General features: G+C 72.7%; 21 protein-coding genes and 2 pseudogenes. 9 read left to right on the top strand and 14 right to left on the bottom strand.

Features of this window, described 5'->3' with window-relative positions:
* Positions 1-89 precede the first annotated feature (89 nt).
* From K4G22_RS03310 to speB, 5 genes are read right to left on the bottom strand one after another with little or no spacing between them, the layout of a single operon-like run.
* On the bottom strand, positions 90-953 hold the full coding sequence (locus tag K4G22_RS03310; RefSeq protein WP_228078150.1) for an ABC transporter permease: 864 nt from the start codon (positions 951-953) through the stop codon (positions 90-92).
* Positions 953-2989, bottom strand: coding sequence for a dipeptide ABC transporter ATP-binding protein (locus K4G22_RS03315; protein ID WP_228078151.1), 2037 nt, complete (start codon positions 2987-2989; stop codon positions 953-955). The genes K4G22_RS03310 and K4G22_RS03315 overlap by 1 nt, the downstream gene beginning before the upstream one ends.
* Positions 2990-3025: 36 nt before the next feature.
* Entirely contained in the window at positions 3026-4492 is a 1467-nt protein-coding gene (locus K4G22_RS03320) for an MDR family MFS transporter (protein ID WP_228078152.1), read from the bottom strand.
* 27 nt (positions 4493-4519) lie between these two features.
* A complete protein-coding gene (locus K4G22_RS03325) occupies positions 4520-6097 on the bottom strand; it encodes an ABC transporter substrate-binding protein (protein ID WP_228078153.1) in 1578 nt (525 codons plus the stop codon).
* Between the two features lie 37 nt (positions 6098-6134).
* Positions 6135-7451: an agmatinase gene (gene speB / locus K4G22_RS03330; RefSeq protein ID WP_228078154.1), complete on the bottom strand. Its 1317-nt coding sequence runs from the start codon at positions 7449-7451 to the stop codon at positions 6135-6137.
* A gap of 366 nt (positions 7452-7817) precedes the next feature.
* Here speB and K4G22_RS03335 point away from each other — a divergent pair, with 366 nt between their 5' ends.
* Together K4G22_RS03335 and K4G22_RS03340 are read left to right on the top strand one after the other, a co-directional pair.
* Positions 7818-8855 carry a LacI family DNA-binding transcriptional regulator gene (locus K4G22_RS03335; protein ID WP_228078155.1) on the top strand — a complete coding sequence of 346 codons (1038 nt, stop codon included), beginning with the start codon at positions 7818-7820 and terminating at the stop codon, positions 8853-8855.
* Between the two features lie 114 nt (positions 8856-8969).
* A complete protein-coding gene (locus K4G22_RS03340; RefSeq protein WP_228078156.1) occupies positions 8970-9347 on the top strand; it encodes an RNA-binding S4 domain-containing protein in 378 nt (125 codons plus the stop codon).
* Positions 9348-9374: 27 nt separating this feature from the next.
* Here the strand turns inward: K4G22_RS03340 and K4G22_RS03345 are convergent, their stop codons facing one another.
* Complete coding sequence (locus tag K4G22_RS03345; protein WP_228078157.1) at positions 9375-9665, bottom strand: GNAT family N-acetyltransferase; 291 nt, start codon at positions 9663-9665, stop codon at positions 9375-9377.
* The gene (locus K4G22_RS03350) at positions 9604-10254 is read right to left on the bottom strand and encodes a MarR family winged helix-turn-helix transcriptional regulator (protein ID WP_228078158.1); all 651 of its coding nucleotides are present in this window, start codon (positions 10252-10254) and stop codon (positions 9604-9606) included. The genes K4G22_RS03345 and K4G22_RS03350 overlap by 62 nt, the downstream gene beginning before the upstream one ends.
* Positions 10255-10343: 89 nt before the next feature.
* Here K4G22_RS03350 and pip point away from each other — a divergent pair, with 89 nt between their 5' ends.
* From pip to K4G22_RS03365, 3 genes are all read left to right on the top strand, one after another.
* On the top strand, positions 10344-11315 hold the full coding sequence (gene pip / locus K4G22_RS03355) for a prolyl aminopeptidase (RefSeq protein ID WP_228078159.1): 972 nt from the start codon (positions 10344-10346) through the stop codon (positions 11313-11315).
* 108 nt (positions 11316-11423) lie between these two features.
* Positions 11424-12389 (top strand): sporulation protein, encoded by a 966-nt coding sequence (locus K4G22_RS03360; protein WP_228078160.1) that lies wholly within the window; start codon positions 11424-11426, stop codon positions 12387-12389.
* Positions 12390-12473: 84 nt separating this feature from the next.
* Positions 12474-13157, top strand: a complete 684-nt coding sequence (locus K4G22_RS03365) for a hypothetical protein (protein WP_228078161.1) — start codon at positions 12474-12476, stop codon at positions 13155-13157.
* Positions 13158-13164: 7 nt separating this feature from the next.
* Here K4G22_RS03365 and K4G22_RS03370 read toward each other — a convergent pair whose 3' ends face one another.
* Positions 13165-13887: a hypothetical protein gene (locus K4G22_RS03370; RefSeq protein WP_228078162.1), complete on the bottom strand. Its 723-nt coding sequence runs from the start codon at positions 13885-13887 to the stop codon at positions 13165-13167.
* Between the two features lie 366 nt (positions 13888-14253).
* On the opposite strand from K4G22_RS03370, the gene K4G22_RS03375 reads away from it, so the two are divergent.
* The gene (locus tag K4G22_RS03375; protein WP_228078163.1) at positions 14254-15834 is read left to right on the top strand and encodes a S8 family peptidase; all 1581 of its coding nucleotides are present in this window, start codon (positions 14254-14256) and stop codon (positions 15832-15834) included.
* 82 nt (positions 15835-15916) lie between these two features.
* Here K4G22_RS03375 and K4G22_RS03380 read toward each other — a convergent pair whose 3' ends face one another.
* Positions 15917-16780, bottom strand: a complete 864-nt coding sequence (locus K4G22_RS03380; protein ID WP_228078164.1) for an ABC transporter permease — start codon at positions 16778-16780, stop codon at positions 15917-15919.
* A gap of 2 nt (positions 16781-16782) precedes the next feature.
* Complete coding sequence (locus K4G22_RS03385) at positions 16783-19485, bottom strand: alpha/beta fold hydrolase (protein ID WP_228078165.1); 2703 nt, start codon at positions 19483-19485, stop codon at positions 16783-16785.
* 427 nt (positions 19486-19912) lie between these two features.
* Between K4G22_RS03385 and K4G22_RS03390 the strand changes: the two are divergent.
* Positions 19913-21391, top strand: a pseudogene (locus tag K4G22_RS03390) (MDR family MFS transporter); the annotation flags it as partial.
* A gap of 99 nt (positions 21392-21490) precedes the next feature.
* Here the strand turns inward: K4G22_RS03390 and wrbA are convergent.
* The 3 genes from wrbA to K4G22_RS03405 all read right to left on the bottom strand — a co-directional run bounded on the left by wrbA (position 21491) and on the right by K4G22_RS03405 (position 23444).
* Complete coding sequence (gene wrbA / locus K4G22_RS03395; protein ID WP_228078166.1) at positions 21491-22102, bottom strand: NAD(P)H:quinone oxidoreductase type IV; 612 nt, start codon at positions 22100-22102, stop codon at positions 21491-21493.
* 242 nt (positions 22103-22344) lie between these two features.
* Positions 22345-22584 carry a DUF397 domain-containing protein gene (locus K4G22_RS03400; protein WP_062214904.1) on the bottom strand — a complete coding sequence of 80 codons (240 nt, stop codon included), beginning with the start codon at positions 22582-22584 and terminating at the stop codon, positions 22345-22347.
* Positions 22581-23444, bottom strand: a complete 864-nt coding sequence (locus K4G22_RS03405; protein WP_228078167.1) for a helix-turn-helix domain-containing protein — start codon at positions 23442-23444, stop codon at positions 22581-22583. Before K4G22_RS03405 ends, K4G22_RS03400 begins: the two co-directional genes overlap by 4 nt.
* Positions 23445-23672: 228 nt before the next feature.
* Here K4G22_RS03405 and K4G22_RS03410 point away from each other — a divergent pair, with 228 nt between their 5' ends.
* A complete protein-coding gene (locus K4G22_RS03410; protein WP_228078168.1) occupies positions 23673-24119 on the top strand; it encodes an ATP-binding protein in 447 nt (148 codons plus the stop codon).
* 107 nt (positions 24120-24226) lie between these two features.
* On the top strand, positions 24227-25993 hold the full coding sequence (locus tag K4G22_RS03415; RefSeq protein WP_228078169.1) for a VanW family protein: 1767 nt from the start codon (positions 24227-24229) through the stop codon (positions 25991-25993).
* A 54-nt stretch (positions 25994-26047) separates the two neighbouring features.
* On the opposite strand, the pseudogene K4G22_RS31770 reads toward K4G22_RS03415, so the two are convergent.
* Positions 26048-26292 (bottom strand): annotated as a pseudogene (locus K4G22_RS31770) (ATP-binding cassette domain-containing protein); the annotation flags it as partial.
* Positions 26293-26304: the final 12 nt, after the last annotated feature.

Here is a 26304-nt window from a genome sequence, read left to right on the forward strand (position 1 = left end):
TTCGTGAGCGGAGCCGGGGCGGACCCGGGCGGAGCCGGAGCGGAGCCGGGGGCGGGCCCCGGGGCGGGAGGCATCCGGCGGGGCGTGGGTCAGTGGCCGCGCCGCGCCATGATGTCGCGCACCGCGTCACCACCGAGGTTGGCGATCAGGCTGAGCAGCATCACGGTGATCCCGGGAATGACCGGAATCCACCAGTGGGTGAGCAGTTCTGGCAGGGCGCGGGAGGTGTCAGCGCCCAACTCGGGGGCGGGGGCCGACTGGCCGAGCCCGAGGAAGGAGAGGCTGGCCAGCACGAGGACCACGCTGCCCACGTCGAGGCTCGCGGTGATCACGGCCGACGGCACCACGCCGGGGAGGAGGTGGCGCAGGATGATCCGGGTGGTGCCGACGCCCGCCATCCGGGCCGCCTCGACATGCGGCCGGGCCGCGAGGGACCGCACCTCGCCACGCACGATCCTGGCGTAGTAGGGCCACCAGACCACGGAGATGGCCAGGAAGGTGTTGCCGAGTCCCGAGCCGAGGGCGGCGGCCACGGCGACCGCGACCAGGGTGCCCGGCAGCGCCAGGAAGAGGTCGGTGATCCGCATCAGCACGGCGTCCAGCCAGCCGCCGAAGGCGCCGGCGAGCAGCCCGACCACACCGCCGACCAGCAGCCCGATGGCGACCACGGCCAGCGCCATCAACCAGCTGGTGCGCAGGCCCATCAGGGTGCGGGAGAGCAGGTCGCGGCCGATGCCGTCGGTGCCCAGCAGATGGTCCCGGCCGCCGATGCCGGCGTACAGCTCCCCGCTGGTGGAGACCGGGTCGGCGGGGGCGAGCAGGGGCGCGGCCAGCGCGACCAGGGTGACGAGGCCGAGCAGCGCCACCAGGGTGTGGTTCACCAGCCGCCCGCCGCTGAGGTGCCGGCGGGGCATCCTGGCCGGGGGGTGGACGTCGGCGATCGTGGCGGCCATCAGGACTCCTCCCGGTGCACACAGGCGACGGCGCGGCGGGCCGAGGGGGGCGCGGTGCGCGCGGGGCCCGGTGGGCGGGGCCCGATGGGCACCAGCTGGATGCCGGTCAGGGTGTCGGCGCACGCGTCGACGGCGACCGGGCAGCGCGGGTGGTAGGCGCAGCCGGAGGGCGGGGCGAGCGGGCTGGCCGGCTCGCCCTCGATCGTCGGCAGCGCGACGTCGAGCCCCGGCACGGCGGAGATCAGGGCCTTGGTGTAGGGGTGTTCGGGGTCCGCGATCAGCTCCCGTGCCGAGCCGACCTCGACCAGTCGGCCCAGGTACATCACGGCGATCCGGTCCCCGATGATCCGGGCCACGGACAGGTCGTGGGTGACGAAGACCACGGTCATGCCGAGTTCCTCGCGCAGTCGCCTGATGAGGTTGAGCACCTGGGCGGCGAGGGAGACGTCGAGGGCGCTGGTCGGTTCGTCGCAGAGCAGCAGTCGGGGCGGGACGATGGTGGCGCGGGCGAGGGCGACGCGTTGCCGTTGGCCGCCGGAGAGTTCGGCTGGCCGGGCGCGCAGGGTCTCCTCGGCGAGGCCGACGGCCGCCAGCGCGGCGCGGGCCCGGTCGAGTCGGTCGGCCGGGGCGAGTCGCTGTGGCCGGAGGCGTTCGACCAGCAGCTCCCTGACGGTCAGCCAGGGAGTGAGGGAGGCGCCGGCGTCCTGGAACACCATCTGCACGTCCTGTCCCGAAGGGCCGCTGAGCCCACCGCCGGTGGCCTTCTGGAGTCCGGCGAGCACCCGCAGCAGCGTGGACTTGCCCGAGCCGCTCTCGCCGACGAGGGCCAGGGATTCACCGGCCTCGACATCGAGGGTGACGCCGCGCAGGGCGGCCAGCCGTGCCCTGCGCCCACGGCGGTCCCGCACGGTGAAGTCGCAGGTCAGCTCGGTGACGCTGAGGATCGCCCCGGGTGCGGGGGGCGGCGGCCCGGACGCGGCGGGCGGCGGCCCCGAGGGGGTGGTGCGGGCGGCCGGGGCGCGGAGGCGTTCCCCGGCGTTCTCCGCGTGGAAGCAGGCGGCGTCGTGTGTGGACGCGCTCTCGGGCGCCGGCAGGGTGGGGAGTTCGGCACGGCAGCGGTCGGTGGCGAGCGGGCAGCGCGGGTGGTAGGCGCAGCCGGACGATCCGGCGGGCTCGGCCGTGTCGGGCGCCAGGGTGCGCAGCGGGCCGTCCCGGTCGGTTGCGAAGTCCAGCCGGGACGCCAACAGGCCCAGGGTGTAGGGGTGTCGGGGGTGGTTCAGCACCTGCCGGGTGGGGCCGGCCTCCGCCAGTCGGCCGCCGTACATCACGGCGATCCGGTCGGCGATCTGCCCGGCGACGCCCAGGTCGTGGGTGATCATCAGCACGCCGCAGCCAAGCTCGTCGGTCAGGCCCCGCAGCACCCTGAGGACCTGGGACTGGACGGTGACGTCGAGTGCGGTGGTGGGTTCGTCGGCGATGACGAGTCGGGGCTCCCCGGCGACGGCCATGGCGATCATGACGCGTTGCCGCAGCCCGCCGGAGAGTTCGTGGGGGAAGGCCCGCATCCGGCGGTCCGGCTCCGGTACGCCGACGGCGCGCAGCAGGCGGATGGCCTCGGCGTCGCCGCCGGCCGCCTCGATCACCTGGTCGCCCACGCGCATGGTGGGGTTGAGCGAGGTCATCGGGTCCTGGAAGACGACGCCCAGGCTGGACTTCCGGACGCGGCGCCGCTGTTCCTCGGTGCCGCCCAGCATGTCCACGCCCGCGACGTGCAGGGTGCCGCTGACCCGGGGGGCGGCCGAGGCGGGGAGCAGGCCGAGCAGGGCGAGGGAGAGCATGCTCTTGCCCGATCCCGACTCGCCGACCAGGCCCAGGATCTCGCCGGGGTGGATGTCCAGGTCCACGCCCTTGATGACGGGGGAACGGGTCCCGTTGCGGGACATACTGACCCGCAGGTCGCGCAGGGTGGCCACGGGCGTGGCCCCGGTGGGTGGGTCGCCGGCCCGTGCGGGCGTGGCGTGTTGGGTGTCGAGCATGTGCGGTCCTCCCGATGGTCTTCGGTGGCCGATGGGTTACCGGCCCTGCCGGTCCACGCGGTCCCGCGGCGGTGCGGGATCGTTGGGGGGTTCTGGGTCGCCGCCGCGGGGACGGCTGACGGGTTCGGTCGGCGGGCCCTCGCCCGCCGTGGGGTCCTGGGGCGGGGGCGCCCCGGGGGGCTCGCCGGCGCCAAGTGCGCCCCCCGAAGCACCGGAAGTCCCCGAAGTCCCCGAAGTCCCTGGCGCCCCCGAAACCCCCGAAGCTCCCGGCGTCCCGGCCCCCGCCGCCAGGCGCCGTTCCCGGGGGCGGGCGGTGAGGGTGAGGAAGCCGGCGAGCAGCACACAGGCCACGGCGCAGCCGCCCCACAGCCAGCCGCTGCCCCACCGTTGGATCACCGTGCCGCCGACCAGCGGCCCGATCATGGTGGCCGTGCTGAACGCCAGGGCGTAGAAGCCCAGATAGCGGCCCCTGGCCTGACGTGTCGACATGTCGGCGGCGATGGACTGCGCGGACGGGTGGGCGCCCATCTCGCCGATGGTCCAGATGGAGACGGCCGTGGCGTAGAGGATCCAGGAGTCGGCGAAGCCCTGGAGCCCCACGCCCAGCGCGGTGAAGAGCAGCGCGCCGGCCAGCACCGCCTCGCGGCGCCAGCGGGCGACGAGCCGCGCGGAGGGGATCTGGAGCGCGCAGAGCAGCACCCCGTTGAGGGTGAGCAGGAAGCCGTACTCGGCGGAGGTGAAGCCGTCCTCCACCATCGCCACCGGCAGCGAGGAGGTGGACTGCACATAGACGACGGAGTAGACGAGCATGGCCAGCACGAAGGTGACGAAGACCCGGTCGCGCAGCACCTCTCGCAGGCCGCCGGGCGGCGCCGGCGGCGGGTCGGCGCCCCGGCGGCGGCGCCCGGTGGGCACATGGCTGTCGGTGACCCGGGCCAGCACGATGCTGGCCGAGACCAGCAGCACGCCGGCCTGGGCGTAGAAGAGGTAGGAGAAGGCGTGGTCGGCGATGAAGCCGGCCAGCAGCGGGCCGATGGCGTAGCCGAGGTTCACCGCCCAGAAGTTGTAGGCGAACGCGGCGCGCCGGTGCGCCTGGGGCACCAGGTCGGTGATCAGCGCGGCGACGGCCGGCTGGGCCGCGCCGTTCACCAGGCCGAAGACGAACAACAGCACCGCGATCGCGGCGGGTTGGGGGAAGGAGGGGATCACCAGCATGGTGCCGGCGGAGAGCAGGAGGCTGCCGATCAGGGTGCGACGGCGCCCGATCACGTCGGAGAGCACGCCGCCGGCCAGGGCGGAGAGGACCACTCCCCCGCCGTAGCCGGAGACGATCATGCCGGCCTCCGAGGTGCTGAGCCCGGCGTCGCGGGTGAGGAAGAGCGTCATGAACGGGACGACGAAGCGTCCGGTCCAGGTGACGAGGACGGCGAACCAGAGCCACCAGAAGCTCGCGGGGAGGTCCGCCGCGCGGGTGGGCCGTTCCTGGGTCCTGCGGTGTGGCATGGGGTTCCTTCGGGCCGAGCCTGGGGGCTACCGCTCCTGGACCGTCAGCGTGTGGAAGTCGAGGGTGTAGGGCTCGGCGATGCTGTGGGACTCGGCGACCTGGCCGAGCCAGGGCTGGGCGGCGACGAAGTCGTTCACATAGGCCCAGGCGGGGGTGCAGGAGGCTTCCTCGTTGGCCAGGGCGGCGGCCACGTAGGTCTCGGGATCGCCGGTGACCAGGGCCTCGGAGAGCAGTTCGGTGGTCGCGTCCGAGAAGCACTGGAGGTGGTTGAGACCGCCGTCCTGGTCCCAGAACACATGCCCGTACATATAGGGGTTGCTGGAGTCGGGCCAGGTGCCGGAGGCGACATAGACGTCGGGGGCGTTCGCCGGGTCGGCGGCGAACTCGCCGAAGACCTGGGCGGTCTGGTAGCTGGTGATGGTGGCGTCCAGGCCCAGGCCCTGGAGTTGGGCGGCGACGAGGTTGGCGATCTGGGCGTCGTCGGCGCTGGACGCCGCGTGCCCGATCAGCACCGTCTTCCCCGATCCGGACAGGCCCGCCGCGTACGCGGCCAGGGGCGCGGGGTCGTGGACGATCTCCCGGGACTCGGCGCCGTCGGGCAGCGCGCCGCGCGAGTAGCTGCCGACCGCCAACTCGGCCTTGTGGGCGACCACCTGATCGATGACTCCGGCCCAGTCCACCGCCTGGAACATGGCCTCCCGCGCCTCGGGCGTGGCCAGGAAGGGGCGGTTGGGGTTCATGTAGAGCACGCCGACCTGGAACGAGGGGAGGCTGTACGCCTGGAGGTCGTCGTCCTCGATGTAGCGCGCCTGGGAGGCCGAGGGCACCGCGCCGATGATGGCCGACAGATCGCCGTTGTCCAGGGCGAGTTGCATGGCGGAGGTGTCGGTGTACACCGGCAGGTCGATGGTGGTGAACGTGGCCTCGCCGCCCCAGTAGTCCGGGTAGGCGGTCATCTCGTACCGCTCGCCGACCCGGGCCTCGGACAGCTGGTAGGGGCCGGTGCCGGCGGAGTGGGTGCTCAGATAGCGCTGGGCGTGGTCGTCGCCGGCGTTCTCGGCCAGCGCGGTGGGGCTGATCATGCGCGGGCCGTAGGGCGAGGCGAGGTAGTCGAGGAAGGCGGAGTTGGGCTCGGAGAGGTGGATCGTCACCGTGGCCCCGTCCACCACCTCGACGCTCTCCACCCCGGCGACCATGTAGGCGGGCCCGGCGCCGACGGCGGTCCGCCGGTCGAAGGACGTCTCGACGGCCTCGGGGGTGAACGGGGTCCCGTCGTGGAAGGTGACGCCCTCGCGCAGGGTGAAGGTGTAGCTGGTGTGGTCCGCGGACGCCTCCCACGCGGTGGCCAGGGCGGGGCCGATGGTGGAGGTGTCCACGCCCGGCTCGTAACGGACCAGGCCCTCGTACATGTTGGTGGTCAGCGCCAGGCCGTTGCCCGAGTAGTAGACGTCGGGGTCGGGGGGCTGGCCGATGTCGTTGAGCAGGCCGACGCGCAGCACCCCGTCGGTGGGCGCGGCGGAGCCGGTGCCGCCCTCGCCGCCGCCGCAGGCGGCGACCGTGAGGGCCAGCACGGCGGCCAGGGACGCGGCGGTGTGCCGTTTCATGGGGAACTCCTCGATGGTTCGGGCTGGTCGGCGCGGGTCAGGCGCGGTCCCGCAGCGCGCGGGAGTGGCCCGGGCCCAGGGCGCCCGGGTGCAGGTAGTCGGGCTCGGTCAGGCCCTTGCGGCGCATGGCGATGCCGGTGAGGGCCTCGCGCACGGCGCGGTTGGCCAGCAGCGCGGTGATCTCGCCCCGGTCGTCGTAGGGCGGGCTGACCTCGACGACGTCCATGCCGACGATGCCCACCTCGGCGGCCAGTCGGCGCACGGCGGTGAGCACGTCGACGCTGGTCAGCCCGCCGGGTTCGGGGGTGCCCGTGCCGGGTGCGTAGGCCGGGTCGGCGACGTCGATGTCGAGCGAGACATAGAGGTGGTCGGCCTGGTCGAGGGCCTCGTCCACGGCGCGCTCCAGGACCTTGGCGAAGCCGTCCCGGTTGATCTCGGCCATGAAGTGGGTGCGCATCCGGCGCTCGTCCATCCAGTCGATGGTCTCCTGGTCGGGCCAGTAGCCCCGCAGGCCGACCTGGACGAAGTTCCTGCCCGGCACCGCGCCGCTCTCGATCAGCTTCCGCATCGGGGTGCCGTGGCTGGCGAGGCTGCCCGGGGTGTCGGTTCCGGTGTCGGCGTGCGCGTCGAAGTGGACGATGCCGACCTTGCCGTAGCCGTAGTGGTCGGCGAGCGCGGTGGCGGATGGCCAGGTGGTGGCGTGGTCGCCGCCGAGGATGATCGGGATGGCGCCCGCGTCGACGATGGTGCCGACGAACTTGCGGATTCCTTCGAAGGTGGTCCAGGTGTTGCCGACCTTGATCGGCGCGTCGCCGTAGTCGCAGACCTTGAGTTCCTCGAAGGCGTCGACCCGCACATCGAGGGAGTAGTGCGCCCGGCCGTAGCCGCCCTTGTAGTCGCAGGAACGGATGGCCAGCGGGCCGTGGTTGGTGCCGCTGCGCCCGGACGCGGTCGCGTCCCACGGCACCCCGCAGATGGCGACGTCCATCTCGCCGGCCACCAGGTCCTCGGGGGTGAGGCAGACCGGGAGCTTGGCGAAGGTCTGGATGCCGGCGAAGCCGCCCTCCCCCTTGCGGTTGACGAAGATGGGGCCCGGTCTGCGGTCGACGTTGAAGTCGTCCACGGCGCCATGGCCGTCAAGTCCCTTGCCCAGCCGGGGCGGTTGCTCCCAGAAGCCCTCGCCGAAGTCGTGGTGGTGTTGGTGACCGTCCCCGGGGCCGCCCTGATGGTGCCCGTCCTGATGGTGCCCGTGCTGATGCTGCCCGTGCTGATGCTGCCCGTCCTGATGCTGCCCGTGCTGGTGGTGCCCGTGCTGGTCCGGCGGCTGGCTGGAATCACTGCGGTTCTCGGACATGGGCCCTCTCTGCGGATAAGCCGTAGCTGTCCCGATGAGGCGGGAGCATGGCCTGATTCGCCCCTCTGTGGGAGGAATGGCCGCCGGTGTGAACCTCGTTGTCCCCTGGGCACGGCCAACGCGCCGTCTCGTTCGGGTAGGACGAGAAACTAGGGACTGCGAAATCGATTCGTCAATGGCCAACCGGGCTGCCGTAGCGGGTGTTTACACAGCTGGTGCGGTAGTGGACCGCTCCGGGGGAGCCCGAAGCGCCGAGGAAGCCTGGCCGTAACACGGGCGATCGTTTTCGGACGCTCGGCGCCCGGAGGCCACCGCCCGGAAGGGACGGTTTCCCGGCGAGCGGATCGGCGCTCGTATGATGTGCCCATGAGGCGCCAGACCGTGACGCTCAAGGACGTGGCCAGAGCGGCGAACGTCTCACCCAGCACCGCGTCCCAGGCGCTCTCCGGCGGTGGCCGGATGACGGACGCCACGCGGCGGGCCGTCGCCCGCGCCGCCGAGGAGTTGAACTACCGCCCCAATGTGGTCGCTCAGGGGCTGCGCACCGGATCGGTTCGGTCCATCGGACTGCACCATCTGCACGCCGGTGACCGCTTCGCCTCCGACTACTTCCGGGAGTTTGTGACCGGCGTGCTGGACGGCACCCAGGCCGCCGACTACGACCTGACCCTGCTCTCCAGCAACCCCCAGGTGCCGCGGAACCGGGTGCCCCGGGTGGACGGCGTGATCATCGCCGACCCGATCGCCGACGACCTGCGCGCCCGCCAACTCCTGGAGTCGGGACTGCCGGTGGTCGCCGGCGAGCACCTGCCGCCCGGGATGCCGGGCTGTCCGGTGATCGTCGCCGACCACGCGGCGGCGCTCCGCGCGATCCTGGACCGCGCGCTGGCGCACGGCATCCGCCGCCCCGCCTTTGTCGGCCCGGACGCCAACAGCGGCTGGGGCGTGCTGCTGCGCGCCGAGTTCCTCGCCTGGTGCGAGGAACAAGGGCTGCCGGGCGCCACGGGCGAAAGTCGGTTCGGCGACATGTCGGTACGCGAACACCAGGCGGGAATCGAGGCGTTGCTCGCCAGGGAGCCGGCGACGGACCTGCTGGTGATGTCGTCGGAGCCGATCGTGCGCGGCGCGCTGCCGGTCCTGGAAGCGGCGGGCCGGCGGGTGGGCGAAAACCTGCTGGTGGCGTGCTGCGGGGACAGTCGCACGCTGACCATGACCACACCGCCGGTGACCGCCGTCGATCTCCATCCGCGCGCGCTGGGCCAGGCGTGCGCCGAGCTGCTGATCCGCGTGGTCGAGCACGAGGTGGCGCCGCCCGAGGCGCCCACCGTGCTCCCGGCCGAGGTCCACTGGCGCGCCTCGCTCCCCCATCGGCCGGCCACCGCCTCCGCCTCCGTCGTCGCCTGACCCCTGCCCCCTGGCCCCTGGCCCGGCGGGTGTCCGGCCGTGGCCGGCGCCCAGCGTGGGGCGGCGGTCGGAAAGGGCCTGGGACGAAGGCGCGGGAGGGCATAGGGTCGGGGCATGGCGGGTGAGCAGGGAAGCGTGCGCGTGGACACCTGGATCTGGGCGGTGCGGCTGGTCAAGACGCGGTCGATGGCGGCGTCCGCCTGCCGCGCCGGCCATGTCAAGGTCAACAGCGAGCGGGTCAAGCCGGCGCAGGCGGTGAAGGTCGGCGACGAGGTCAGGGTCTGGCACGCCGGGCGGGAGCGGGTGGTCGAGGTCACCCGACTCATCCGCAAGCGGGTCGGCGCGCCCACCGCGGCGGAGTGCCTGATCGACAACAGTCCCCCGCCGCCGCCCCGGGTCGAGATCCCCGCCGTCCCGGTGCGCGACCGGGGCGCCGGCCGGCCCACCAAGCGCGACCGGCGCGAACTGGACCGGTTGCGCCGCGAGCAGTGACACCGGGCGCCCCGGACGGGACAGGCCCTAGGAGGCGGCGCCCTCGGTCAGGTGCTGGTACTCGGGGTGCCGCGCGAGCCAGCCGACGATGAACGGGCAGGTGGCGAGGACGCGCAGCCCTCGGCGGTCGGCGTCCTCCAGCGCGGTTCTGGCCAGCTCGCCGCCGGCGCCGCGCCCCTCGAACTCCGCGCGGACCTCGGTATGCGGATAGACCACCAGATCCCCGGTGCGCACATAGTCGGCGAAGCCGGCGAACTCACCGTCCACCCACGCCTCGAACCGGCTCTGCCGGCTGTTGTCCCGCACCGCTGTGCTCATGAGCGTCATCCTGCCCCGCGCGCCCACGCGCCGCATCGTCGGCGGCGCCGTTCGGGCGGGTGCCCCGTGGCCCCCGCGGCGAGGCGTCCGCCCCCTCGCCCACGGGCGGCCCCTCCATCCGCGCGGCGGCCTCGGCGACGCGGTCGCGGAAGGAGCGGCGGGCCAGCGCCTCCTCCAACTCGGTGAGCGACCGCGCGAGCGGGACGGAGAGTTCGGCGTCCAGGTCGGCGACGGCGGCCTCGGCGAGGGCCCACTCCCGTTCCAGCACCGACCGCATCGCCTCGGCCTCCTCGGTCAGCCGCACCACCCGCTGCCGCGCGTCCTCCCCCACCGACAGCTCGACCAGGCCACGCCGCACGAGTTGCGCGACGGTCTGGCTGGCCGCCGAGTGGGTCACCGAGAGGGCCTCGGCCAGCTCCCTGATGGTGCTGGGCCCCCGGGCGGTCAGCGCCCGGATCGCCGGCGTGAACCGGGGCCGGTAGTCGGTGAGCCCCAGGGACGGATAGACGTCGGCGAGGTCGTTCTCCAGCAGATCGAGCAGATGGCGCAGCCGGGTGCCGATGCCGGTGAGCGCGGGAGTGGTGGCCATGCGCAGAAAGATAGCCGAAGGCGACAGGTATGACAGCACTGATATAACAGCGCTACGACAAATCGGCGCCGTTCCCCGGGAGGTACCCCATGTCCGCGCTCTATCCGCCGATCGAACCCCACGACCACGGCTGGCTGTCGGTGGGCGACGGCCACCGGATGTACTGGGAGGTCTGCGGCAATCCGGAGGGGAAGCCCGCGCTGGTGGTGCACGGCGGGCCCGGGTCCGGCTGCACACCGGGCGCCCGCCGGTTCTTCGATCCCGCGTCCTATCGGATCATCCTCTTCGACCAGCGCAACAGCGGCCGTTCCACCCCGCACGCGGCCGATCCCGAGGTCGACCTCTCGACCAACACCACGGAGCACCTGCTGGCCGACATGGAGCTGCTGCGGGAGACGCTCGGCGTCCAGCGGTGGCAGCTCTTCGGCGGCTCCTGGGGCTCCGCGCTCGCCCTGCACTACGCCCAGCGCCACCCGGACCGGGTCACCGAGCTGGTGCTCATGGGCCTGGCCACCGGCCGTCGGGCGGAGACCGACCTGCTCACCCGGGGTCTGGGCGCCTACTTCCCGGACGCCTGGAACGCCTTCCGGGCGGCCGTTCCCCCGGCCGAGCGGGACGGGGATCCGGCCGCCGCCTACGACCGGCTGCTCCACGATCCCGACCCGGCGGTGCGGGCCAAGGCGGCGCGCGACTGGTGCGACTGGGAGGAGGCGATCGACGTCAGCACCTCGGATCCCTCCCCCCGTTACGCCGACCCGGACTTCCGGCTGGCGTTCGCCCGGATCGTCACCCACTACTGGAGCCGGGGCTCCTGGCTGCCCGAGGGCGAGGTGCTGCGCCGGGCCCCTGAGCTGGCCGGCATCCCCGGGGTGGTGGTGCAGGGCGCCCTCGACCCGGGCAATCTCCTGGGCACCCCCTGGGAGTTGGCGCACCGCTGGGGCCCGGGCTGCGAGCTGGTGGTGATCGGCGCGGCCGGGCACAGCACCGCCGCCGCGGGGATGTCCGAGGCGCTGGTCTCGGCGACGGACCGTTTCGCATCCGGTGGATCGGGGACGCGATAGCGTTTGAAGTGGCGCGCCACCGGCGGCAGTTGACGGACCGACCACCGGCGTGACCTCGGTTGACCGACTGACGACACATGTCGTACGAAACAAGAGGAGAACGCCGCGATGGTGTTCAAGCGGTTGCTCGGCAAGCTGGGCGTGGGTGGCCCCTCGGTGGACACGGTGCTGCACCGGGAGCTGGTGCTCCCGGGCGACACCCTCTCCGGCGACGTGCTGGTGCGCGGCGGCACGATGGACGTCGAGATCACCGAGCTGACGCTGGATCTGGTCGCCCGGGTGGAGTCCGAGGCCGGGGACGAGGAGCGGCAGGGCGACGTCAGGTTCCATCGGGTCGTGGTGGGCGGCGGCTTCCGCCTGGCCGAGGCGGAGGAGTTCTCCGTCCCGTTCTCCTTCCCGCTGCCCTGGGAGACGCCGATCACCGAGGTCTTCGGCCAGCCGCTCGGCTTCCCGTTGGGCGTGCGCACCGAGCTCGCCGTCGCCGGCGCGGTGGACCAGGGCGATCTCGACCGGCTGCTGATCCGACCGCTGCCGGTGCAGGAGGCGGTGCTGGACGCCTTCGGCCAGTTGGGGTTCGGGTTCCGTTCGTCCGATCTTGAGCTGGGCCAGATCCGGGACAGCGGGCAGACGCTGCCGTTCTACCAGGAGATCGAGCTGACCCCGGGGCCGAACCACGCGCACGCGATGAGCGAGATCGAGGTGAGCTTCCTGGCCAACCCGGGCGGCCTGACCGTGGTCCTGGAGGTGGACCGGCGCGGTGGGCTCTTCGGGGGCGGCGGCGACGCGGTGAACCGCTTCTCGGTCGCGCACGAGGACGTGGGCCAGGCCGACTTCACCGCGCTGGTCGACTCCTGGCTGCGGCAGATGACGGCGGGGGGCCACGGCGGCTTCGGCGGCGGGCACGGGCAGCACGGCTACGGTGGCGGGCACGAGGGCCACGAGGGCCACGGCGGGGGCGGCGGCCTGGGCATCGGCGGCGTGGTGGCCGGTGTGGCCGCCGGCGTGGTGGGTGGCTTTGTCGCCGCCGAGATCATCGACGAGATCGGCGACGCCTTCGAGGGCGACGACGACTGACCCGCCGGCGTACGCGCCCGGCGTACGCGCGGTCCGGGCGTTCAATGCGCCCCGAGGAGCGGCGCCCGTGCCACGGTGGCCCCCGTGTTCAGTTTCTTTGCCACCGTGGTGGGGCTCGCCCTCGCCGGGCTCGACCCGATCGGCGCGCTGATCGCCGTGGGCGCGTTGGCCGCCGGGGCGAGCCGGCGCGCGATCCTGGTGTTCAGCGCGCTCTCGCTGCTGATTCCGCCGGCGCTCGGCGTCCCGCTGTCGCTGTTCGTCGGGGCGAGCGTGGCCAGGGTCGACCTCTCCGGGGTCGACTGGTACTCGCCGTGGTGGGTGCTGGGCGAGGCGGCGATCGCGGTCGCGCTGCTGTGGTGGGCCGTCAGACGGCGGCGCCGGCCGCATCCCGGCGTCTCGGGCCCGGCCGCGCGCGGCGGCGGGACGGGCCGACTGGCGGGCCTCGCGGTCCTGCTGGCCCTGGCCATCCTGCTGGACCCGACCTTCCTGGGCCTGGTCGTGCTGGCCGGCCGCGAGCCGCTCTGGGAGCTGGTGGTCGCCCACCTGCTGTGGAGCCTGATCAGCCAGGCGCCACTGGTGCTGGTCGGCGGCGCGGTGGCGACCGGCAGGCACCGGGCGGCGGTGCGGCTGCTGGAGCGGGCCTCAGCGCGCCTCGGGCCCGCCGTCCGACACGGCGTCACCCTGCTGCTGGTGCTGGTCGCGCTGGTGCTGCTGGCCGATGTCGCGGTCTACGCGGCCACCGGGGGCGAGGAGTACCTGCTGGGCTGAGCGCCGGTCAGCCCTTCTCGTCGTCCCAGTTGGACCCGATCCACCCCTCGTGGGTGTGGAGCAGGGCGAGCAGCGCCATCGTCACCCTGGGGTCCCAGCGGCCGGCGACCTCGGTCAGCTCGAACTGGCTGGAGCCGTTGGCGAAGTCGAGCACCTTCGCCCCGCCGACCCGCCAGCGGGTGCGGCGGGGTGGCCTGGCCACCTCCCCGCCGAAGATCGCGAGCACCAACAGCACCGCCTGGATCGGGGACATCAGCCACCACACCCACCACCAGAAGAGGGTGCCCTTCTTCCCGACCGCCACCGTGCCGTCGGCCTGCCGTACCGTCCAGCGGGTGCGGCGGGGCGCGGTGAGGGAGGCCGGATCGCGGACGATCAGGGCCAGCGGCTCGCCGGCGGGGCCCAGCACCTCGTACTCGGCGGGGCCACGTCGGCTCGCCGACCGGGTCACCACCTCAGCCAGGCGCTCCCGGCGGTCAGGGTCGCGCCACAGTGTGAAGGCGCGTACTCCGCCGCGACGTTCGGCGAGATAGCGCTCGACGGTGCCTCCCGGTGGCAGTCGGCGCTCCGCGTAGGCGCTCACCTCGATGGCGGACGCATGGCGCGAATCATCCGCCGCGGCCCGTCGTATCTCGACCGGCACCTGCCCGTCCGACGGGTGCGGTCCCTTCGCCTTGAGCCGGGCCCGACGATTCGGCCCATGGTCCTGGAGCCATAGTTTGTTTCCCACGTCGGGACCCTAGCGGGCGCCCGGGGGAGCTCGGCCACGGGCCCGGCCCACCGGGATCGGCGCGCGGCCCCGAGGGGCGCGGCCGGCGGCCGGGGGCAGCCGACGGCGGGAGCGAGTTCCGGCCAGCCGTCCGAAGGCCATCCGCCCACCCTCCGCGCCTCGTATACGAAGCCTGACGTGCTCTTTGACCGACAGCACGTCAACTCTCGGGCCGCTACGTGGAGATGTCGTTCTTGTGAAGCATCGCTCCGCCCTCTTGCCAATCTGCACGCGTAGATCAACAGTTGTGACGTGCTCATGGAAAGTCTCGCTTGACATGGGCACATAAAGTCCTTCGTTGTGCCCTCACAAGGAGCAGACCACTTCATGGACAAGACGCGTAAGCCGACGCGACTCCTCCTGGGAACCGGCGTGGCCACCGCCGCCGTGCTGGCCCTCACCGGCGCGGTGCTGCCAGCCGCCGCCCACGCCAGCGACACCCCCACCGGGGTGATCGCCAACGCGGGCGCCGAAAACGTCGTCCCCGGCAGCTACCTCGTCACGCTGAACAGCGCGGAGATCACCACCAACGTCGAGCGGACGGCCGACTCGCTGGCCGAGACCCACGGGCTGGAGGTGACCCAGGTCTACCAGCACGCGCTGGAGGGCTTCGCCTTCGAGGCGACCGAGGCCGAGGCGCTGGAACTGGCCGCCGACCCGGCGGTCGCCGAGGTCACCCAGGACCAGGTGGTGCACGCCAGCGCCACCCAGAGCAACCCCCCGTCCTGGGGCCTGGACCGGATCGACCAGGCATCGCTGCCGCTGGACAACTCCTACACCTACCCGGACCACGCGGGTGAGGGCGTCACCGTGTACGTCGTCGACACCGGCGTCCGGTACAGCCACCAGGACTTCGGCGGTCGCGCGTCCTTCGGCTTCGACGCGTACGGCGGCGACGGCAGCGACGGGCAGGGCCACGGCACGCATGTCGCCGGCACCGCCGCGGGCACGGCCTACGGTGTCGCGAAGGAAGCCGACATCGTCTCCGTCCGGGTGCTCGACAACAACGGCTCCGGGACCATCGCCGCCGTGGTCGCCGGCGTGGACTGGGTGACCGGCGACGCCGACGGCCCGTCCGTGGCCAACATGAGCCTGGGTGGCGCCGCCAACTCCACGCTGGACGCCGCGGTCGAGAACTCCGTCGCCTCCGGCGTCACCTACGCCGTCGCCGCCGGCAACGAGTACGGCACCGACGCCTCCACCCGCTCCCCGGCCCGGGTCCAGACCGCCATCACGGTCGGCTCGACCACCAGCACGGACGCCATCTCGCCGTTCTCCAACGTCGGCTCCGTGGTGGACCTGTTCGCGCCCGGCAGCAGCATCACCTCGGCGTGGCACACCAGTGACACCGCCGAGAACACCATCTCCGGCACCTCGATGGCCGCCCCGCACGTGGCCGGCGGCGCCGCGCTCTTCCTGGCCGAGAACCCGGACGCCACCCCGGCCGAGGTGGAGGCGGCGCTGACCGGCTCGGCCGTGGCCGACGCCATCACCGGCATCCCCGGGAGCACCGCCAACCTGCTGCTCAACGTGAGCGGCGACGGCACCGGCCCGGGCAACCCCCCGGCCGGTGAGCGTTTCGAGAGCACCAGCCCGGTCGCCATCGTCGACAACAGCACGATCTCCTCGGACATCGAGGTCAGCGACGTCGGCGAGCTGTCCGGCGCCTTCGAGGTCGAGGTCGACATCACCCACACCTGGGTCGGCGACCTGACCGTCAGCCTGACCAGCCCCGAGGGCGCCTCCTACCTCCTGCGGGAGCGCAGCGGCGGCAGCGCGGACGACATCCAGGCCACCTACCGGGTCGCCGGTGCCGGCGTCGACGCCGACGGCACCTGGACCCTTGAGGTGACCGACAGCGCCACCCTGGACCAGGGCACCCTCAACGCCTGGGCGCTCCAGTTCTGATCGGTTCCGAACAACGGTGAAGTGATCCAGGCACGGCCCTCCCCCTCTTCCGGGGGGAGGGCCGTCGCACGCCCAGGAACGCTCAGGAGACGATGTCCTTGCGCGCGAAGTGGCGGTAGGCCAGGGCCACCAGGATCACCGCATAGGAGACGGAGACGGCCGCACCGCGCGCCATGCCGTTCCACTCCACCCCCTGTTGCAGCGCGTCCAGCCAGGCGAACTGCCAGTGCGCCGGGATGAGTTCGCGCCAGCCGCCGAGCGCGGTGACGGCGTCCAGGATGGAGCCGACGACGGTCAGCCCGATGGCTCCGCCCACCGCGCCCAGCGGGGCGTCCGTCACCGTCGAGAGGTAGAACGCCAGGGCGGCGGTGACCAGTTGGCCGACGAAGACGAAGGCCACGGCGAGGCCGAGCCGCCCCGCCGCCTCGCCGGCCGGCAGCGAGCCGCCGGTGGGCAGCTCCAACGGGCCCCAGCCGTAGGCGGCGGTGCCCACGCCCAGCGCGACCAGCGGCAGCGACAGCATCGCCACGGCCGAGAACGCCAGCGCGACCAGCAGCTTGGCGGTCAGCAGCCGCGCGCGCGGCACCGGCGCGGCCAGCAGATAGCGCAGCGACGACCAGCCGGCCTCGGCGGCGACCGTGTCGCCGCAGAACAGCGCGACGGGAACGACCAGCAGAAAGCCGGCCGAGAGATAGAGGCAGACCGCGGCGAAGTTGGGCCCCGACGCGGTCGCGGTGTCCAGCAGCGAGGCGACGGCGGAGTCCGGCGTGCCGCCCATCGCGAAGGCGACGGCCACCAGCGGCGGCAGCGCGACCAGCAGCAGGCCCACGACCAGGGTGCGGCGCCGGCGCAGCTGCCGGATCGCCTCCACCCGCAACGGCAGGGTGCGGCGCGGGACATAGCCGGGAGCGGCGGACGCGGGACTCTCGCGGACGGGGGTGGTCATCGTCAGGCACCGCCGATCAGGGTGAGGAAGGCGTCTTCCAGGCGCCGGTGCGGCGTCAGGCCGTGCACCGGGACGCCGGCGCGGACCAGTTCGGTCAGGAGGACGTCGGGGCCGATGCCGTCGAGCCGGACCAGCACCCCGTCCTCGACCGGGGTGGCGGCGTCCACGCCGGGCAGCGCCCGGAAGGTGGCCAGCGCCTCGTCGGTCACGGGCCCGCCGGTGCTCACCAGCACGGTGTCGCCCGAGCCCACGATCTCGGCGACCGGACCCGACTGAAGGAGGCGCCCCTTGTCCATCACGACCAGATGCCCACAGGTCTGCTCGACCTCGGCCAACAGGTGGCTGGAGACGATCACGGTGCGCCCGCCGGCGGCGTAGCGGATCATCACCTCGCGCATGGCGCGGATCTGTGGCGGGTCGAGGCCGTTGGTCGGCTCGTCGAGGATCAGCAGGTCGGGGAGGCCCAGCATGGCCTGGGCGATGGCGAGGCGCTGGCGCATGCCCTGCGAGTAGGTGCGGACCGCGCGGTCCAGGGCGGTGCCCAGGTCGGCGATCTCCAGCGCCTCCTCGATCCGCGCGTCCTCGGCCGGGCGGCCGGTGGCGCGCCAGTAGAGGTCGAGGTTGGCGCGGCCGGTCAGATGGGGCAGGAAGCCGGCGCCCTCGACGAAGGCGCCGACCCGGGAGAGGACGGGAGCCCCTGGCCCGACGAGCCGGCCGAAGATCCGGATCGCGCCGGCGTCCGGGGTGATGAGCCCCATCAGCATCCGCAGGGTGGTGGTCTTGCCCGCGCCGTTGGGGCCGAGCAGTCCGAGCACCTGCCCGCGCTCCACCCGGAACGTGAGGTCGCGCACCGCGTAGCGGTCGCTGGAGCGGGCGTACCGCTTGCTCAACCCCTCGATGGAGAGCGGCACTTCGGCGAGCGCGGGATCGAAGGCCCGGCTCCCGGCCGGGGCGCGGCGGCGGACGAACACCACGGCGAGGCCGATGGCCAGGGCGATCAGCGGCAGCCCCGGGACCCACCAGGGCAGCGCGACGGGCGCGGTGGCGACATCGGGCGCGGTCGGCAGGGTGAGCCCGGGGTCGGCCAGCGCGACGGTGTGGCGCGCGGTCTCCACCGGGGAGGCGTAGCCGATGTCGGTGCTGGAGATCACCAGGCGCAGCCGGTGCCCGGCTTCGAACGGGTAGTCGATGGCGGGCAGTTGGAAGGTGACGGTGGGCCCTGTGTCCGCGTCGTCGATCCGCAGCGGGGTGACGAGTTGGGCGGGCAGCGACTGGGTCTCGCCGTCCGGCGACACGTCGTAGAGCTTGCCGAAGAGCACCGCCGACGGGGTGTCGGAGGTGACGGTGAGCCGCACGGAGGGCGCCCCCGTGACGCGGGTGGTCTCGATCAGCGGCAGGGAGTCGAAGCGCGCGTACTGGCCGGGGAAGTCGATGGCGGGGCCGAAGCCCAACCCGGAGAGCTGGCTGAGCCCGCCGAGCCCCGGCACCGACGAGACGGCGGCCGGCGCGCCGCCAGGCGGGTTGACGAAGGTCTGGGGCTCGCCCAGCAGCTCGACCGTGCGCGACGGTCCCGAAAGACCCGGGTAGCTGTCGCTGGTGGCACCGCGCAGCAGGGTGTCTCCGTTGGTGGTGTCGATCCCGGTGATGCGGGTCACCCGGAACGGCGGCCCGGTGTCCACGCCCGTGTCGTCGTGGAGGTAGCGGTCGAACCAGTCGACGATCCGGCGGTCGGTGCGCTCCGCCTCGGAGACGCCGCCGTCGTGCCCGGCCCAGATCCACTCGACGGCGACGGGGGCGCCGTTCTCCTCGATGGCGGCGGCCATGGCGTCGGCCTGGTCGAGAGGGAAGAGCGAGTCGTGCTGTCCCTGGAGGATCAGCGTGGGCACGTCGATCCGGTCGGCCACGGCGGCGGGGCTGTGCGCGGTGAGGAGGTCGAGCGCCTCCTGGTCGGCGCTGCCGGCGACGGCGACCCGCTGGTAGAGCGCGCACATCTCCTCGGTGAAGCGCCCGCAGCCGGGGTTCTCCGTGGTCTCGTCGGGTGGCGAGCCGACACCCGGGTCGGTGGCGCCCGTGGTGAAGAGGATGCCGGCCCAGAGCTGTTTGAAGACGCCCTGGGGGAAGAGCGCGTCGGCGAGGTTCCAGTAGGTGATGGCGGGGGCGATGGCGTCGACGCGGTCGTCGTGTCCGGCCGTCAGCAGCGCGATGGCGCCGCCGTAGGAGGCGCCCGCCATGCCGACGCGGGGGTCGCCGGGGCCGTCGAGGGTGACCTCGGGGCGCTCGGCCAGCCAGTCGATGAGCCCGGAGACGTCGGCCACCTCACGCTCGGGGTCGTTGAGGCCGATCTGGCCGGTTGAGTCGCCGAAGCCGCGCGCCGACCAGGTCAGCACGGAGTAGCCGTGCCCGGCCAGCTCCTCGGCCTGGGCCCGGGTGTCCACCTTGCTGCCGCCGAAGCCGTGCCCGAGCAGCACGGCGGGGCGCGGCGCCCCGTCCCCGCCGACGAAGAACGAGGTGTCGATCTCCACGGTGCGTGCGGAGCCGGGGGTCTGGGGCAGGGTGAGCGTCTGGTCGGTGCGGCGGACGGTCGGCTCGTCCGAGGCGATGGCGAGGCTGAGGGTGCCGAGCCCGACGAGGAGGGCGAGCGCGGCCAGTCCGGCCAGGATCGGCCCCGGCCGTCGGAGCCGGTGAAGCCATCGGAGGTTCGTCACCGAAAGGCGTCCCTTCGGGGCAGGAGTGATCGCCCCACGCTACCCAACGCCCGCCCTTCGCAGAGACGTTCGACCGGCGAGCCGCCGGGGTGGAGGATCGCGTCGGCGCACTCCGGGGGCGCGCGAGGGTTCACGCCCGCCGGCTCCCTCGGGAGGAAACGGCGCCTGCGGACGGTTACCTGTCTCTCCGTCGAGGAGCCGACGGGGTCCCGCGCGCCGGGGCGCGCGGGGACGGTGACCGATCACCCCAAAACGCCTAAAGCTTTCCCCAACTCGTTTACGTGTAGTAAGCAACTTGTCGTAGGGTCGCGAACGGACCACATCATGGGGAGATCGCTTGACCACGCAAAGTAAGGAATCCATACCCGACCCGGCGACCTCGCCCAAGGCCGGGCCGCCGGGACCGACGGATGCCGCGTCCACCACCATGACGCACGCGGAGATCATGCGCGCCCTCTCCGGGCTGCTGCTCGGCATGTTCGCCGCGATCCTCTCCTCAACCATCGTCACCAACGCCTTGCCGCGCATCCTTTCGGATCTGCACGGCGGCCAGTCCGCCTTCACCTGGGTCGTGACGGCCACGCTGCTGGCGATGACCGCCTCCATGCCGCTCTGGGGCAAGCTCGCCGACCTCTTCGACAAGAAGCTACTGATCCAGATCGCCCTGAGCATCTATGTGATCGGCTCCATGATCGCCGGTCTCTCGCAGAGCCCCGAGATGCTGATCGCCCTGCGAGTGGTCCAGGGCCTGGGCGTCGGCGGGCTGATCGGGCTCTCGCAGATCATCCTCGCGGCGATGATCCCGCCCAGGGAACGAGGCCGCTACAGCGGCTACCTGGGCGCGACGTTCGCCGCGGCGACGGTCAGCGGTCCGCTGGTCGGCGGCGTGATCACCGACACCTCCTGGCTCGGCTGGCGCTGGTGCTTCTACATCGGGGTCCCGTTCGCGCTGGCCGCGCTGGTGGTGCTGCACCGCACGCTCAAGCTGCCCACCGTGCGCCGCCCGGGGGTGCGCATCGACTGGACCGGCGCCCTGCTGGTCAGCGCCTCGGTCTCGTTGCTGCTGATCTGGGTGACCCTGGCGGGCGACTCCTACGACTGGGCGTCCTGGCAGAGCTTCGCCATGGTCGGCGGGGCGGTGGCGCTGGGCGGCCTCTTCGTGTTCGTCGAGACGAGGGCCGCCGAGCCGATCATTCCGCTGCGGCTCTTCCGGGACCGCACCATCGCGCTCTCGTCCGGCGTCTCCCTGCTGGTGGGCGTGGCCATGCTCAGCGGCACGGTGTTCTTCAGCCAGTACTTCCAGCTGGCTCGCGGCGAGAGCGCCACCATGTCGGGCGTGATGACCATCCCCATGATCATCGGGATGACGGCGGCTTCGACGGTGTCGGGCTGGCTGATCACCCGCACCGGGCGCTGGAAGCACTGGCTGGTGTCGGGCGGCGTGCTGCTGACGGCCGGCTGCGGGCTGCTCGGCACCATCCGGCACGACACCCCGTACTGGCAGGTCGCGGTCTACATGGTGCTGCTGGGCCTCGGCGTCGGAATGACCATGCAGAACCTGGTGCTGGCGGCGCAGAACGTGGTGGGGCCGAGGGACCTCGGCGCCGCCAGCTCGATGGTGGCCTTCTTCCGCACCTTCGGGGGCGCGATAGGCGTCGCGGTGCTGGGGGCCCTGCTGGCGAGCCGGGTGACCAGCTACTCCAGCGGCCCGCTGACCGACCTCGGCGTGGACGGCGGGGGCGGCGGCGCGATCCCCGACATGGCGGCCCTGCCGGACGCGGTGCGCGGCGTGCTGGAGAACGCGTACGGGCACGGGGTCGCCGACATCTTCCTGTTCGCGGCGCCCACCGCGCTGGCCTCGCTGCTGCTCACCTTCTTCATCCGGGAGGTCGCGCTGCGCACCAGGACGGACGGCCCCCGTTGACCCGTTCGCCGGTCGGCCGCCCGCACGCGACGGCGCCCCGCCCCTCCCCGGTACGGGGTGGACGGGGCGCCGCGACGGGGATCAGGCGTCGGCGCTGATCGCGCGCGCGAAGCGCAGCACCCGCTCCGCCTGCACCCGGGCGGAGTTGACCACCACGTCGTCGACCGGGATGCTGCCCTGGCCGTCCACATGGGAGGTGCCGTAGGGGTTCCCGTCGGCGAACTTCGCCGGGTCGGTGTAGCCCGGGGGCACCAGGACGCCGCCGAAGTGGTAGACCGAGTTGTAGAGCGCCAGCAGCGTGGACTCCTGGCCGCCGTGCAGGGTGCTGGTGCCGACGAATCCGCTGTAGACCTTGTCGGCGAGCTTGCCCTGCGCCCACAGGCCGCCCAGCCCGTCGATGAACTGCTTCAGCTGCGCGGACACATTGCCGAACCGGGTCGGCGTGCCGAAGATCACGGCGTCCGCCCACTCGACGTCACCCGGGGTGGCCACCGGGAGATCGGCGCTGGCGGCGGCGTGCGCGGCCCACGCCTCGTTGGAGGCGATGGCCTCGGCGGGGGCGAGTTCGGCGACCTTGAGCAGCCGCACCTCGGCACCGGCCTTGGTCGCCGCCTCGGCCAACTCCCGCGCGATCCGGGCGACCGTCCCGGTCGAGGAGTAGTGGATGACGGCGAGCTTCACGGGAGCGCTCATGCTGAGTGGACCTCCGGATGGGGGGTAGCGGTCGGTACGATGTAGTTGAACCTACAACTACACGGGAACCTTCCGCCCGACGGAGAGACATAGATCACACCGGCACCCGGCCGCCCCTGCCCTACCCCGGACACGAAAGCGACCCCCACGCCGTGGCCCGGGGGTCGTTGGGAACAACCCACCGTCGCGGTGGGTCGGTTGGGGGGACGGTCGACGCCGGCGGGGCCGGCGGGGCAGCGGTCTCAGGCGAAGAGGAAGTCGGCCTCACCGCGCTTGGCGCCTCGGATGAAGCTCTCGATCTCGTGCATGGTGTAGATCAACGCCGGACCGTCGGGATCCGTGGACTGGCGTATCGCCACCCGTCCGTCGGCCAGCTTCAGCGCCTCGACGCAGTTCCCGCCGTTGGTGCCGCTCCACGGCTTGCGCCAGCCCTCACTGCCCAGCTCCCTTGCTGGCATTCCGTTGTAGATGTGGTTGATCATGCGGTCAGCTCCTTGCGAATCTCACCGAGGAGGGCCTCGGTGTCCTGCGCTGACGCCGCCTGCGTACCCATGCGGTCGAGAACCTCCAGGTAGGCCACGGTGTCGGGCCGTTCGTCGAGGTAGGTCGCCCCGGTCAGACTCTCGACGTAGATGATGTCGGGCAGTTCCGGGATCTCGAACCTGAAGAGCTGGAACGGCCCGAACATGCCGGGGTGGGGTCCGGCACTGAACGGCATGATCTGGAGGGTGACGTTGGGCAGCTGCGTCGCCTCGATCAGCCGGTCGATCTGTTGGAGCATCTCGGCGGAGGTTCCGACGCGACGCCGCAGCACATGCTCCTCGACCACGGCCCACAGCAGCGGGGCCCGGGGCCGGGACAGCAGGTCCTGACGCTCCATCCGCAGCGCCACCCGGCGCTCCAACTCCTCGTCGGAGGCGCCGGGAAAGCCGGTGCGCAGCAGGGCGCGCGCATAGCCCGCGGTCTGCAACAGGCCGGGCACACAGTGCGGTTCGTAGGCCCGGATCAGGCTCGCCTCGCCCTCCAGGCTCACATAGAGGCTGAACCAGTCGGGCAGCACGTCGCGGAAGCGGTGCCACCAGCCCGGCCGGTTGGCCTCCTCGACGAGCCGCAGAAAGGACCGCGACTCCTCGGCCGGCACCTCGTACCGTTCGAGCAGCGCCTTCACATAGAGCGGCTTCAGGCCGACCTCGGCCTTCTCCATGCGCCGCACCGTCGTGGTGTTGACGCTCAGCGCCGCCGCGGCCTCGGCGAAGGAACAGCCCGCCCGTTCACGCAGCTCCCGCAGCCGCAGGCCAAGGACGATCTGCCCCACGGTCGGCCCGGACCGTGCCTCTGCCACGTCGTCTCCCCTTGCCGCGTTCCGTCTCGCCGATTGTCATCTCACCTGCGCCGCACAGAAGTTTGCCACACCGGGTAGCGATATCCACAGAGATCCCTTCGCTTTCTGCGAATTGCAGAACTACTCTTGCGTGGACGCCCCACCAGCCCGCATAGTTGACACGTGACCCGGCTCACGACGGCTCCAGTTCCCCGGAAGGCGACCCCGCCCGTGTCTCCTGCTCACGGCGTGACGCCGTCCCCCCTCCCCACACCGGAGATACGCTCCGCCCCCTCGCCGGGCGAGAGCTTCGCGCTGCCCGCGCGGGACACCTCCGTGGCAACGGCCCGCCACCGCACGCGGGTCCAACTCTACGGCTGGGGTCTGTCGCCCTCGACGTCGGACACCGCGCAGCTCATCGTCTCCGAGCTGGTCACCAACGCCATTCTGCACACGCACAGTAGCCAGGTCCGCTGTCTCCTGTGGTCCACCGGCCAACTCCTGCGGATCGAGGTCGCCGACGAGGGCTCCGGGCCGATCCCCCGCCGGGCGGCGTCGTGCCAGCGGCGCCCTGGCGACGACCAGGAGCACGGCCGGGGACTGCTGCTGCTGGACGCCCTCGCGGCGCGTTGGGGCGTGATCTCCCCCGACCAGCGCGCCGGTTGTACGGTCTGGGCCGAGCTGCCCGCGCGCTGAGCCGGCGGCGCCCCGCCCGCTCTCCTCACCGGTCACGCCCTTTGCTAGCCTTTCGAGGTTATTTCCTTCCCGCGTCGCCCGTCCGACCGTCGCCTCAAGGGAGTTCCGTGGCCGTCATCCCACCGATCCCGGCCCAGCCCCCTCGGATACCGGGCCCGGACCCCGCGCCCTGGCGGCGCTGGGCGCTATGGGGCAGCGCCGGGCTGCTGGCCGTGCTGCTGCTCTCCCTGCTGTTCGGCGCCCTCGGCGTCTTCCAGGGCGGCCGGATCGCCTCCGGCACCACGGTGTTGGGGGTGGACATCGGCGGTCTCTCCCCCGAGGAGGCGCGGGCACGGCTGACGGCCGAGCTGGTCGAGGTCCGGGCGGCCCCCATCAGGGTGGTGCTCGGCGAGACGGACGAGCCGGTGTACGAGGTGGATCCCGAGGAGGCGGGGCTGGTCCTGGACGTCTCGGCCACGGTCGAACTGGCCGACCGCCCCGGGCTGTTGGGCCGGGTCTTCGGGGGCGACGGCGGCGCGATCGAGCCGGTGGTGGTGCACCACAAGGAGCACTCGGGCGAGCTCCTCGGCCGGCTGGCGGAGGAGGCCGACAGCACCGTCACCGAGGGTGAGGTCGGCTTCGAGGACGGCGAGGTGCGGATCACCGAGCCGCGTGCCGGCACCGCGCTGGCCGTCGAGCCCGCCGTGGACCTGCTGCGCACCGGGTACCTCGACGAGGAGGTGCAGCCCGTGCGGCTGCCCGTCTCCCAGGCGCAGCCCCTGGTCGACGAGGAGGAAGTGGCCCGCGCCGTCCGGGAGTTCGCCGAGCCGGCCATGTCGGGCCCGGTCAGGCTGCGCGCCGAGGACGGCACGGCGGAGGTCTCCCTCTCCCCCGATCTGCTGGGCGACCACCTGCGGCTGGAGGCCGACGACGAGGGCCGCCTCGAACCGGCGTTGGCCCAGGAGGAGCTGGTCGCCGACGAGCGGCTGGCGGCCCAGCTCACGGCCGCCACCGAGGAGCCCACCAACGCCACCCTCGCCCTCCAGGGCGGCTCCGTGGTCGCCTCGGGCGGCTCGGCCGGGCGCGCGGTGGACACCGAGCAGCTGGGCGAGGCGCTGCTGCCCCTGGTCACCGGCGTCGGCGCGGCGGCCCGCACCGGCGTGCTGCCGACCCAGGAGGTCGAGCCGGCGCTCAGCGCGGAGAACCACCGCGATCTCGGCCTGGTGGAGGAGATCTCCAGCTTCACCGTCGAGTTCGAGCCGGCGGCCTACCGGATCACCAACATCGGCCGGGCCGCCGAGCTGATCAACGGCTCGCTGGTGGAGCCCGACGAGGTCTGGAGCTTCAACGAGACGGTCGGCGAACGCACCGAGGGGAACGGCTTCGTCGAGGGCGTGATCATCCTCGACGACCGCTACCAGACCGCGCAGGGCGGTGGCGTCTCCGCGGTGGCCACGACGATGTTCAACGCGGCCTTCTTCGCCGGCGTCGAGTTCGTCGAGTACGGGGCGCACTCCTTCTATATCGAGCGCTACCCGGAGGGGCGGGAGGCCACCGTCGCCTGGGGCAGCCTGGACCTGCGCTTCCGCAACGACTCGGGCAACGCGCTCTATGTGCTCGCCTCCGCCGACGACCACTCGGTGACCATCACCTTCCTGGGCACCAGGGCCTATGACGAGATCCGCTCCGAGACCGGCCCCCGGGAGAACGTGGAGGAGCCGGAGCGCCACGAGAGCGACGACGAGGAGTGCGTCGAACAGCCGCCCCTTGAGGGCTTCGACGTCGTCGTCGAGCGGATCTTCGTGCGCGGCGGCGACGAGGTGAACCGGCAGCGGTTCGAGACGGACTACACCCCGAGGAACGAGATCGTCTGCGTGGCCCCGGACGAGGAGTGAGCCGCCGCCCGGGAAGAGGTCGAGCGAGGCTCTCGGCCACAGCTCTCGCGGCCACAGGTCGCCACGTCCCGACCACTCCAGGATGGTGCGCTGGATCTCGGCCACCACCGACGGCTGGATGCCCTCGGTCGGCTCGTCGAGCAGCAGCAGCCGGGGCCGGGTGATCAGCGCCCGCGCGATGGCGAGTTGCTGCCGCTGGCCGCCGGAGAGCAGCCCGGCCCTGCGCCGCGTGAGCCGCCGCCCGGGAAGACGTCGAGCGAGGCCACGACACCGCTTGAGGCCGAAGGCCGAGCGCGCGCCGCGCCGTCGGA

Source organism: Streptomyces profundus (assembly GCF_020740535.1).
In the GTDB taxonomy this organism is placed as follows: Bacteria; Actinomycetota; Actinomycetes; order Streptomycetales; family Streptomycetaceae; genus Streptomyces; species Streptomyces profundus.